This is a genomic window from Paenibacillus apis, assembly GCF_018333295.1.
Taxonomy (GTDB): Bacteria; Bacillota; Bacilli; order Paenibacillales; family Paenibacillaceae; genus Fontibacillus; species Fontibacillus antibioticophila.
The window spans coordinates 126,998-138,870 of the sequence record NZ_BORS01000006.1 but is presented as its reverse complement, the minus strand read 5'-3'; the positions used below and the strand labels follow the sequence as shown (position 1 = coordinate 138,870).

The window sequence follows — 11,873 nt, the reverse complement described above, 5'->3', positions numbered from 1 at the left end:
ATGTGCCAGAGAGTAGACCAGTTACGGCCAAGACAATGAAACTAAAGCGAGATTTGGATAAAGCTGAACTTCGAGCTAAACAAAGGGCAGAGGTTCAATTGGATGTAGTGAATGCGGAAGCAGCCAAGGCGAATGATAAAGGGTTTATGCTTGTAAAGAAGCCAGAAGCAAATAGAACTTTGTTTTCACAAAATATTTCGGAGAATATTGAATATCTGAATGAGAAGAAGTACTTGACTGGGGCAGAGAACTCTTTTGTATTTAAATTGGCCCCCTATCTTCAAACGAATACGAATGCGCTGACTGACCGGAAAACTGGTCAGTTTTTTAGTGTGTCTGATATTGCCAAGAAATTAGGGATTAGTCGTACAAATGCCAGCTTAATCATAGATGGTCTGCTCCATAAAGGAATTCTATATGAATTTGTAAATGCGGTTGAATGGAAAGTATACGGGCGCACGGTGACACAACGCCCCTTCTTTATGAATCCAGAGATTATTTGCTGCGGAGATAAGTCAAAACTTGATGCAGGTATTGTCGATTTGATGGTTCACTACAATATTTTGGAGAGGAAGGGGATCAAGTTGCCGATCAAGGCAGTGAGGTTGCCGAATGCTAGATACGGCAAGCTAATTAGCCGTAAGCAGTACTTGGAGATCCGAAAATTGACTAAGTAATTTTTTTGCAACCTTTCATTGGATGGGGGAAGTGTCGAATGGGGGTGTTAAGATTTGTTAACACCTGTGTTAAAGAATTTTAACACCCAAAATTGCCCGGAAACATTGATGCACCAAGGGTTTAGAGTGTTTTCGGGGAGGAGGTTTTTCTTACTCTTTATATATACAACTGCAGTTGTAGTCTCATTTTGCTTAAAGTTATGCGCACGCGCATGTGTTGTCTGGTAGAAAGAATGCTAGTGGAAATAATTTTTCAGTTGGCTAATCCTGCTACTTAAGCTTTTTCCAAATACCTTTTGTATAGGTGGCACGCTGGGTAAATGGGGCTGATGGGCATAAGGGGGGGATCATAAGAGCGTTACGCAGCTATGGTAGATCAGCCAGGACATAGGAGCGATCCCATCCCTAGCCCTGTCAGCCCCATATCTCAAAGCCTGTTATTGCACTAATGACCTAAACTATGAAGTAGAGTTGATAGATTATGGAACTTCAACCATTCTGTGTGATTTGCTTCTGTGATCTACCGAAACTGCGTCTATGTCCTGATTGCAAAAAAGGTTCAGGATCAATTGGAGGTTCACTGGGAGCAGCGGCGCCAAGATGAAATATCGAAGCTTGATGCAGATGTTGGTGATGCTGACGCGGCTAAGCGGTCTGGTGTGCTATTCGGTCAGTTGAACCCAAAAAATGGACATAATAAGGGTGTGTTTTCTATGATAGACATTGCTTTAATCATCGTAGCAACTATCAATATAACCTTTCAGATTGTAGCTTGGAGAAAGTGGAGAAATTTATATATAAAGAAAAGAAATATCATTTTTTTGATTAATATACTGTTATTGTTTGCTCTTATCATTAGGCTTTTTGTCTTAATTAGCATTAGTTTAGAACCGTTATTTCCACAAGCGGTAGTAGAGTAGAGCGCATTCCGATAAAAATTCCGTTCTTTAAAGGACAAAGAAGCGAAGGCAATTGGGTTTATGGCAGCCTGATAATAAGCGAAGATGCGGAAGAAGAATTCCAAGCGATCATAATTCCAAGAGTAAACAATGGCGTATTCACAAAAGAAGAAATTTCATACCCTATTTCCGTAAGCGACAGGGCCAACAGCCAGGGCACTTCGAATAGATGCACCGTGACAGCGCCATGCTACGGCCAACGGTGGGCGAACCGGCAATTTAGCGAAGGAGAAAGGTTAGATGAAACTTGAATACAGGCGTGAACCATTGAGAACGGGCTGAGTGGATCGACACTGATCCAAGTACAAATCTTTGTTGGTCCATATGGCCATCTTTTTTTCAGTAAGAGGAACAGAAGGGATTGAATTGAATGCAGGAACCAGTCGAGTTACAGGACATTTTGTTAACCTACAGCTTAAAAGATTGTAAAGAGTTATTTCAGTTGGTCAGTAGTGATCTATTCGATTACTCCGAGCTACCAAATGAATTGCAGAAATTCCATCGGGCTAGACTGTGGAGATGTTTGCTGGAGCGTATAGAGAAAGGGGATATCACTGTAATGTTTTGAATTCCAATTTAGGGTATACGTGTGCGCAGCATGAACAGTTCTTGAAGTGCCGGATGTGCAGGATGTCACTTTTGGCGAATAGGCTGAGGGCATAAGGGAGAGGGGAGGAACGATGGGTGCTACATAGGTATGGTGGCTACTGGCAGACATGGAGCCGTGACCCTCCCAACCAATCAGCCCAATGTCAAAAGGATATCATTCCTCTTATGATCATTTAACGAGTGAAAGTTTAGAGAATGTATCACTATGATGTCGTTTTTTTTCGATACAAGATTCCAAAATATATAGTACAATATACATAGTAATCCCAAAATATAGGAGGTACAAAGTTAAATGAAGAAGAAAATTCTATTGATTTCTTTTTTAGGAACCGTGTTTTTATCCTTTGCTGCGGGAGCTTCAGCGGCATCGACAATTGAGAAGATAACTGCAAGTTTGGACAATGGTATTTCTTTTCTCTTAAACGGGTCAACATGGGCACCGAAGGATGGGAATGGTAATAAAGCTGCTCCTATCATCTATCAAGGTACTACCTATGTCCCTCTACGTGCGGTAGCTGAAGCTGCAGGAGCTGAGGTTAACTTTGATGGAGCAAAGAAACAAATATCTATTGATATAAATGCGAATGAAGAAGCTACTACTGATGGACAGCGCCTTCCTTTCGACGAAAAAACAGTAACACATGTAAAGGGTTTTCATAGTAGTGGTATTACAAGATCCGAAGCGGACTTACTCTTTGGAGAGGTGCAATACAACGCTGCTTTTATCGTAAATGAGGTAAATGTGGCTAAGAAAGAGTTTGGGTTTACGGTAAAGGAAGGCACAAAGCAAATTGGTATTTTGATGGGATATAAAGATAATGAAGATGATCTGGATAGATCAGCCACATATAATATTACCGATTCCAAGGGAAGTTCGGTTGCTTCTGGTAAAATTGAGGACGGTAAAGTTCTTGGAAATGTGATTGTGACTAATGGGGAAACTGAGTTTACAGTTTCGTTTGAATCTGGGAGTACGAAAAGTGTAGGAGCAGGATATTTGATTTGGGATGAAAGTTGGATTGAAAACTAAATTTGAATAAAAGTTAAGCAAGCCTCTGACCAGATAAAAGGTCAGAGGCTTTTTGCTTTTTTAGAGAGTGAGGAAACTCTTAAAAAACAAGATGGAGGAATTTGATATGTCTGAAAATGTATTTAAAGTATCTTCGAAATCTCCGGTGAATGCATTGGCTGGGGCTGTGGCTGGTGGTATCCGAGATGGAAAGGTAAAGGTGGAGCTGCAAGCTGTTGGTGCAGCAGCCGTTAACCAGGCGCTGAAAGCTGTAGCCGTAGCTAGGGGTTATGTATCAGCACGGGGGATTAACTTAACTTGTACCCCTACTTTTGTAGATGTCGTGATCGAAGGGAAACAGAGAACGGCTATGAAGCTGATTGTCGAGTCTGGTAGCAACTGATAGCGTCAATTTCCTATGAGGGGGTGAAAGAATGTTCTTTGCTGATGAACAACACAAGGCTAACTTTCAGCGGATTGCGGCAAAGTTCCCAGAAGTGAAGAAAGCAAGGGATTATTGCGCTGCTTGTTATATTGGGGCATATCCAGAGATATATAAGTGTTTCTCATTGGAGAAGCAGAAGCATGGGCCTTTCGATTGGTATTTTGATTACATGGATGATCCAGCTGATTTTGTTAAACGAAGAGATCGTTGGAAAACGACAGGCGATACGGCTCCACTTACTGGGCAGACGCGACGGTTGGTCGAACTTGGCTTGAATCTTTGGAATGGTCATGATTTCAACCTGTCTGATGGGTTGAATACTTGGGATCGTGAACTATATCTTGTGGCGCTCCAAGCTATTGATTTGCGGCGTTCCTCACCGATCTTGTCATTAGCTCAGTAGAATGGAGGAATCGTTCATATGGAAGCATTAACGAAGGTTGAACAAATTCGAAGTAGAGAAAACATCCAGACCATACGTGAGGAATCTGGACATAGCTGTGAGTATATCGACTTTGTTACTGGAGAACGTTGCAGTCATCCAGCAGAGGGAGAGCCGCATCATATTCGTACTCGCGGAGCTGGCGGGGATGACCGCAGAGAAAATCTAATTCATTTGTGTGGTTGGCATCATAGGCTGTTTCATGATGGTAACTTGGACAGAAATGAATTAATAGCTATCGTTGCCAAACGCGAGGGAGTGACACCGGAGGAAGTGGCAGATATGTTGAAGCTGAGCTATCAGCCTCCTCCAGCCCAGCCAGCCCCTCAGCCCAATATAGAAGAACTATTACAAGCTTACATCCAGATCGACGAGCAAGAACAGGAGACACGGTTCGTCAAAGGTCAGCTTCTGGATGCAATGCTAACGGCTGGGGCAAAGCAAAAGTTCCTATCATCACAGATCGGTGTCAGCCCTGCTCAAATTAGGGAACTCGTGCATGTTTACCGTACATTTCCCACACCAGAATCTCGTATCCCTTCGCTCAGTTGGTATCACCACCGAGTAGCCAGTCATTCAAACGAGCCTGCTGTGCTATTGGTCAAAGCGAGTGATGAAGCTCTGAGTACGAGAGATTTAAGAAAGGCCATCTTAGAGCAGGAGGGATCTGGTGAGATTGTTAAACAAGAGGAAGATCGGGAACAAAAGAAGGCTCAACGATTATTGGTATCTGTAAAGAAGTTCCTGGATACAGGAAGTGCGGCTGCCAAGTGGCTTGAAAACGAATTAAAACAGTTATTTGAGGAGGAAGAAGATTGATTTTGGAAAATGTGCTTAATATGCTAGATCGTGATCATGCCAGACGAGTCAGCGAACTTTCAAAGTCACTGGCACGCCAGTTGGGGTTATGTGAGCATGAGATTCATCTTATCGGTCAGGGAGCCTTGTATCATGATATCGGGAAAATAGCTATCCCTACGTCCTTACTGGAATCGAAAGAAAAGTTTAATGAAGAGGAACGTAGGTTGATGCAACGACATGTTGAGTACGGCCTATCCATCTTGTCTGTACATACAGGTGAAGAGATGGAAGCGGCGAGGGAGATTATTGCCTCACATCATGAACGTTGGGACGGTCAGGGCTATCCTCATGGTCTAATGGGTGAAGAGATCCCGTTGTATGGTCGTATCGTTGCTGTATGTGATGTGTTTGATGCTCTATGTTCTGACAGGTCGTATAAGGCTGCATGGCCTGTAGGTAAAGCATTGGACTATATAAGAGGGCAAAGTGGAGAGACGTTTGATCCGAGAGTGACTGAGGCATTCATGCAGATGCTGGCAGAGGGTGTCGCAGTATGAACGGGGCTTCCCATTTAGTAGGTGGAGTGACCGCCGCAGTTGTGCTTGGCATCCACTCTCCAGCCCAGCTTGCTGTTGTAGCAGTTTCATCCTTACTGGCTGATATAGATCGTAATAATAGCTTGCTAGGGCGTTTTATTCCTGTTTTGCCGAGTATGCTGGAGTCTACTCTTGGAAAGCGGACATTGACACATAGCATCATATTTGGATTTTGTATATGGTTATTGCTTAGCGTTCATTCAAGCTGGCAATGGCCTTTTTTGATTGGTTATATATCACACCTCCTACTGGATGTCATTACGGGTAGGGTTGCTTTACTGTGGCCGCTTCCATGGAAATTCGGTATACCGCTTTTTGGTATACCTCCGATATTTGTGGAGACAGCAGCAGTGGCTGCTTGGGGAGCATGGATGGTACTAGGTGGCTACAGTTATTTTTATATCACTTAATGCAACGAAAAAATTAGAAGCTCCTGCATATTGTTGCGGGAGCTTTTTTGCTTTTATCGAGAAGATATGAAGGGAGGGGATCGCATGTTTGCAGGTTGGATTAGCAAAAAGTACGGCATTGCGTGGTCGGTGAGTAAGTTTCGGAAAGACAAACGAGTTGGAGTATGCAAATGAAGGAGGGCATCCAGTTGAAAAGACTTAAGCAAATTATTTTAGTCATGATGGCGGCGTTGTTATTTATGTTCAGTGCTGTCCCTGTTCAGAATTCTGTACATGCGCAGAGCATCAAGGAGAGAATTCAAGGCAGCCAAGGTAGTGAAGTATCTAATCTAGAAAAAAAGGTAGATGATTCTACTAGTGCGGGTGTAAGTATGGCACGGCGCATTTTTGTAACATTCACGGTTATTTTTGGATTGTGGCTTGCTATTTGCTATTTTAGAGCTGGATTTTCGCCAGATTCTTTACGTGAGACAAAAGGAAAAATTTTGTTCTTTATTCTTTTCTTAATTCTATCGTTTTGGACAGAAGACATCATAGGGGCGGCCTTCAAGCTGTTTGGTATAGACCTGTCCAAACTGTGAACTGTGAGGAATTAACTATGTGGGGACAATATCATCCGATACCGTTCAAAAGTGCAATTAAGGAAAAGTTCATTTCGATCTTTGGCATTGGCCTGAGTCTTAGCCAAGCGGCTTGGTGGACAGTTGGAGGATATCTATCTGTTCAGATGTCTAAGGTAGTTCCGCGCATTGGAACAGACTGGTTTTATTCAAGGCTTCACTACTCCATACCGTTCTTAATCTGCATGTATCTTTGCTATTTCAAACATACCGGGACTAACCTCCCGGTATGGAAATACTATTATTTAATACTCCGCTTGAGACTCCGAAATAGAAAATTTTTGTATAGGAAAGGAGGAGCGTGAATTGACTTTTATATTCATTTTAGCTCTAGTGGCAGCAGTGTTCTATTTCATGAAATATCAAAAAAGGGAGCAGCCACTTACCGTCCAAGACCTAATTGGAGCGAAAGCATCCAAAATTACCTGGGATGGACTTGCTCAAAACGGTAATCAATACCGTTTAGTGGTTGAAGTTGAACCTATCAACCTGGATAATGCCTCAATTGAGGAAAATAAAGCAGTGTGGCTTAACTTCCTTGGACTGATTAACACGATCTCGTTGCCGTATACCTTTGTCACGCAATCTCAACTCTTTGAAATGAAGGATTATACGGATGCTTACGGGCAGTCTGTTCATGAGCTTCCTGATGAATATCCGGATTTGAAGAAGTCGGGTGACTTGGTGAGACAATACTTGATAGAGAGTTTGGATCAAGGCACGATCAGAAACTTTCACGGCTATGTCATTTTCAATTACAACCCATTGAAGGCAGAAACAGGCGTAGTGGGGGCAGGAAAAGTGAATGCAATTTTGGACAAAGCGGCTCCTAAAAGGAATAGCTTATCTGAAGAAGAACAGTCCGAATTGGCACTGCAAGTATTAGAGGAAGCCGAGAGCATTTTATATGGTTTCTGTGAGCAAGTAGGAATGCGTTATCAGCGGCTTGATAAGGCAGGGATTTGGAATCACACCTATCAAACTTTACAGCGGGAGATGGCTCCACAAGCTCGGATGATCGATGCTATCCGGTCCGATAGTTTTAAACGGACGAAAGAATCGCTGACATTAAGAGAAATTGAACATGCGTAAAGGAACTTGGGCAGATGCTGTGAAAAAGGCCGGACATAATGAAGTTGATCAAGTACCCAATAGACCTGGAGTTTGCCCTTGTGGAAGTGTAAGTTTTTCACTAAGCTATTTAAGCGGTCGGCTTATTCGTACATGTAAAGCTTGTGGGGATAAATTAGCAGTATAAGAAGGTGGAATGGCAGTGTTCAATTTTAAATGGAATAAAAAAGGTGAGGGGCTGGAGCACGAAACTCAGCCCCTTCTTGATGTAGGAAAGGCAAGTGGAGCCGACTTCGCAGCCCCTTCCTTTGTGAGAGAAACGCTTCCTCAAGATATAAGCTCGAACCAAGTTAAACTTGATGACTATGCGGTGGAGGTCGGGGGAACTATTACGCCAGCCCGTTATTTCCGCAGTTTTTATGCTGAAATTTCTTCGGGAAATACATGGGCAGGGATGTTGGATTCTCTAATTCGTGGTGATCACGGTAGAGGGGATGTGGACTTGGCGATCCATATTCACCCATCCTCGAACGATCGGGAGCTGGATGAAATCGGTCGGCGGATTGCTGGGTTGTTATCTGATCTGGCCGATGAGAAGGACGTTCGTAAGATTGATGCTATGCGCGATGAGATCGCAGATTTGAAAGAGCGACAAAAACGCATTCGTTTGAATGTTGAACGCAGTTTCAGGGTCTCTATTCAGGTAATCGTAAGCGCCCCTGAATGGAAAGAACTCATGAAGCTGTGTCGCTCGCTTGTCCAGCGCTTTGCTGGGAAGTCGATTTATCTCCGTTCAGCCGATGGTCAGCAACTTGCGGCGCTGCAATCCGTATTGCCTACAGCCACGGCTACGACAGTTCCAAAAGAGCACGTCCTATCATTGGAAAGCTCTAACGTGGCTGATCTTTTCCCGTGGGGTGGAGGTAGTCTTAATCACCGCAGCGGTGTGGTAATTGGCAAGGATAGAATGGGAAGACCAGTATGGCTTGATAACTGGCATCACGAGTTGGCCAACTATAATATGTGTATCATTGGACGTTCAGGTGCAGGTAAAACGTTCGTTACTATGCTTGTCACTCATCGTTCTTCACATATAAGGAGACAAATAGGAATTATTGATTGGAAGGGTGAGTATGGTGACTTTCTTCGGGCTTTGGGTTGTCCATTTATTGAACTCCATGAACATTCAAAGCATCGAATTAACCCGTACGACGTTGATATTACAGAATTGGCCGATGGGACAAGGTTCGTTGACATTGAAGAGGCGGCAAACTCTGTACAAGCGCTGGCTTTCAAAATGATTTCTGTTTATGATCGTGCTGTTTTAACGGGTGAAGTTAAGGTATATATTGGACGTGCTATTAGGCAACAGTATGCAGAGTGCAATATAAGCACAGACCCTGAGAGTCTGTATACAACAGACCAGACAATGAAAGATGGTGTTTTTCGGACTGGCAAGACGAGAAAAGCAATGCCTGAATTAATTGGGTTATGGGAGAAAATGAATGCCCATAAAAGTGAAGCGATCCGAAAGGCAAGCGAGTTACTACAGCCATTTACCCGTAAGGGAGAAATGAGTTCATATTCAATATTTGATGGGCAGTCCAATGTAGAGTTGAAAAACGCACCTATTTTTGGATTTGCAATTAACCGCCTTGATCCAGAAATAATGCGACCAATAGGTCTATTCGTGACTGAACGTTGGATGATGGAACGTTGGGCGAAGAAGCATCCCGAGGTCAAGAAGCTCCTTATCATTGAGGAATGCCAGAATATTTTTTTGGATGAAGATTTTGGAGCGGTTTGGGCAGAGAGTGCATTTCGTGAGGGGCGTGCAACAAATACAGGGATTGTCCCTGTTACTCAGGGTTTGGAGGTATTTACTCGTTCTCAAGCTGGGATGGCCGCAATAAAAAATAGTCCAATCAAGATTATCGGTATTCAAGAGGCGCTGGATATTGATGCTGTTCGTGGGAAACTAGCATTAACTGAGGGTGAAGCAGACTTTTTGGTATATCAAGCTCGTAAAGGTGACATGCTCGTCAAAGTCGATAACCAATCGGCTATTGTACATGTAGATGCAGCTCCATTCGAGCATATGTTGTTTACCACAGACCCGAATGACCCATTATACGCTGAACGTAAAAGGTATATCAAGGAAAGGGCCCGAGGAACAGCGTAGGAAGGGAGGGATGAGATTTGCGCCGCGTTACGATAGTTGTATGTTTATTTCTAATGCTGGTTCACAGCTTTACCTTAGCTTCACCAGCTATGGCAGCCGATGAAAAGGGAGTGATCGGGAAGCAAGTCGAGGAATATTATTCGGATGAGGATAACAAGCCGGGCTTGATGGAACGAACCCTTTCTGATGTTCTTATTGGAGCAGCGAATTTTTTGATCAAAGCATTCGGGATGAAGGATGTAACTTTATTGGTTTTTGGAAAGAATCCTGATCCAACAAGTGATGGTTTTCTTCAGGGAGGGGATGCGGGAGACCTTCGTTCCGAGTTATACCTTGGGACTTTATCTGAGGGAATGATGAATGCAGTAGACGCGATCTATACCACATTTGAACGTTTTATACCATATCCTGTTGTCATCGCACTTCTACTGATGGCGTTCTTGTTACTATGGCATGGCTACACCGGAGAAGGGCGAACGAAAGCGAAGGATTACGCTACAGCCTTTGTTGTAGGCCTACTATCTGTTCGTTTTGGGGTGTATCTATGGAAATTCATAGCGTCCATAGTTAGTTGGTTTACAGATTTAATTTGGGCGGTTATGGTTGATTATGGCTTGAATCCAGGATTGTTTCTAAATACTGTTTGGGGGACAGGAGAAGCCGGATATGACGATATGGTTAGCTATCGAGGGTTTGTAGTTGCTGTCTTGGTATTATTAGCTGCATTTATGACAGCAAAGTTGAATTACGATTATACCATTCGATCAATTAATCTGATGTTACTTCTGGTCACATTCGTTGCATGTTGTATATTGACCTTGTTCCCACGTTACCGAAACGCTTTGCAAACATGGTGGGATCAATTTGTTGCCAATATGATATTGCCCTGTGCCCACGCCCTGGCTATAGGGCTATTTTTTTTGTTGCTTTATTTTAGTAGTGATGGTGTTTCGAATTGGGTGATTGTGGCGTACTTATTTGGATTTTCCTCTATACAAAATCTTGTTCAACGCCTTTTGGGGACTGAACAGCCAGATTCAAAAATGGGGAAGGCACTAGGTTTCGGTACATTACTTATGATGGGTAAAATGTTCTCTGGAAAAAAATCTAACGGAGCTAGTAACGGAAAGACGAGTGCGTCCAAAGAACATTCTGGAGGAGACGGTAGTGGCTCAATTGAGTCGATGGACGATATGACTGGTGAAGTTTCATCTATGCGATCAACAGGGGGTGCTTCCGGTTCATCTTCCAGCGTAATGTCTGGTGCAAAGCCGAATTTCAGGAATAGAGCAACAAATGTAAGTAAAAAGGTCGCAGGTTTCGCATTAAATCAAGGAGCAAAAGGAGTTGGGGCTGCATTAGGGGCTTCGATAGGATTGATGGCAGGAAGACCTGCCGAGGGTGCTTTTGTTGGTGGAGCGATTGGAGGGTTTACAGGAAAAGGAGTCGAGAAGGTAGGTCAAGGTGGCATGTGGTTAGGCAAAAAGGCATATTCAGGAATACAAAAATTAAACGGATTGAGCGCAGGGAACTCAGAATCAGTCCCAGATGAAGATATTGGCAACGTTATGTCATCAGTATCTTACTATGAAGAAAAGCCAATGCAACGTTCAACAACCGTTGTAACTGAACAGCCTTTCAGACCAAGAGCAAAAGGTGGATCAGGAGTTATAAACGAAGGTGTAGTTATCAATGGTGGTAGATTCGACAAGGATTTAATAGTGACGGGTTCCACCTCTGATACTGAGCGTAAAGGTGAAGATACGAAAGCTGAAAGTACCAAAGTAGGAAGTACCATAAACCGGGGCGTCAGAATCAATGGTGGTAACTTTAAAGGAAACGTTATTGTAGATGAGGATGATGTCACGATTAAAGAAGGTGTGATAGATGCAGAAAAAATCAAAAATAAGAACGGCGAAACTGTATATTCATCAAGAGAGACCAAGGGGCCGACTCCTTCGCAATCTCCTTCTTCGGCGGCTCCAAAATCAGGACAGTCTACATCTCCCCCATCTGGAGGAAAACACTATAACTACCACGTTTAAAGGTTTA

At 43.2% G+C, this 11,873-nt stretch carries 12 protein-coding genes; all 12 read left to right on the top strand.

All coding sequences use genetic code 11. The annotated features are described in order from the left end of the window. Positions 1 to 2: 2 nt before the first annotated feature. The 12 genes from KI362_RS10395 (at position 3) to KI362_RS10340 (ending at position 11,866) form a co-directional block, all read left to right on the top strand. Complete coding sequence (locus tag KI362_RS10395) at positions 3 to 677, top strand: hypothetical protein (RefSeq protein WP_301627080.1); 675 nt, start codon at positions 3 to 5, stop codon at positions 675 to 677. 569 nt (positions 678 to 1,246) lie between these two features. Beyond that, entirely contained in the window at positions 1,247 to 1,597 is a 351-nt protein-coding gene (locus KI362_RS10390) for a hypothetical protein (protein ID WP_301627078.1), read from the top strand. A 940-nt stretch (positions 1,598 to 2,537) separates the two neighbouring features. Then, positions 2,538 to 3,275, top strand: coding sequence for a stalk domain-containing protein (locus tag KI362_RS10385; RefSeq protein ID WP_301627076.1), 738 nt, complete (start codon positions 2,538 to 2,540; stop codon positions 3,273 to 3,275). 106 nt (positions 3,276 to 3,381) lie between these two features. Then, positions 3,382 to 3,657, top strand: coding sequence for a stage V sporulation protein S (locus KI362_RS10380; RefSeq protein WP_445376005.1), 276 nt, complete (start codon positions 3,382 to 3,384; stop codon positions 3,655 to 3,657). A 31-nt stretch (positions 3,658 to 3,688) separates the two neighbouring features. Then, on the top strand, positions 3,689 to 4,102 hold the full coding sequence (locus KI362_RS10375) for a hypothetical protein (RefSeq protein ID WP_301627071.1): 414 nt from the start codon (positions 3,689 to 3,691) through the stop codon (positions 4,100 to 4,102). Positions 4,103 to 4,120: 18 nt separating this feature from the next. Continuing rightward, positions 4,121 to 4,960 carry a hypothetical protein gene (locus tag KI362_RS10370; protein WP_301627069.1) on the top strand — a complete coding sequence of 280 codons (840 nt, stop codon included), beginning with the start codon at positions 4,121 to 4,123 and terminating at the stop codon, positions 4,958 to 4,960. 20 nt (positions 4,961 to 4,980) lie between these two features. Continuing rightward, positions 4,981 to 5,499, top strand: coding sequence for an HD-GYP domain-containing protein (locus KI362_RS10365; RefSeq protein ID WP_301627261.1), 519 nt, complete (start codon positions 4,981 to 4,983; stop codon positions 5,497 to 5,499). Further along, positions 5,496 to 5,948: a metal-dependent hydrolase gene (locus KI362_RS10360; RefSeq protein ID WP_301627067.1), complete on the top strand. Its 453-nt coding sequence runs from the start codon at positions 5,496 to 5,498 to the stop codon at positions 5,946 to 5,948. Before KI362_RS10365 ends, KI362_RS10360 begins: the two co-directional genes overlap by 4 nt. A 188-nt stretch (positions 5,949 to 6,136) precedes the next feature. Beyond that, positions 6,137 to 6,529 (top strand): hypothetical protein, encoded by a 393-nt coding sequence (locus KI362_RS10355; protein WP_301627065.1) that lies wholly within the window; start codon positions 6,137 to 6,139, stop codon positions 6,527 to 6,529. Positions 6,530 to 6,901: 372 nt separating this feature from the next. Continuing rightward, positions 6,902 to 7,660: a hypothetical protein gene (locus tag KI362_RS10350; protein WP_301627063.1), complete on the top strand. Its 759-nt coding sequence runs from the start codon at positions 6,902 to 6,904 to the stop codon at positions 7,658 to 7,660. A gap of 175 nt (positions 7,661 to 7,835) precedes the next feature. Next, on the top strand, positions 7,836 to 9,821 hold the full coding sequence (locus KI362_RS10345) for a VirB4 family type IV secretion system protein (protein WP_301627061.1): 1,986 nt from the start codon (positions 7,836 to 7,838) through the stop codon (positions 9,819 to 9,821). Positions 9,822 to 9,838: 17 nt separating this feature from the next. Next, positions 9,839 to 11,866, top strand: a complete 2,028-nt coding sequence (locus KI362_RS10340; RefSeq protein WP_301627059.1) for a hypothetical protein — start codon at positions 9,839 to 9,841, stop codon at positions 11,864 to 11,866. Positions 11,867 to 11,873: the final 7 nt, after the last annotated feature.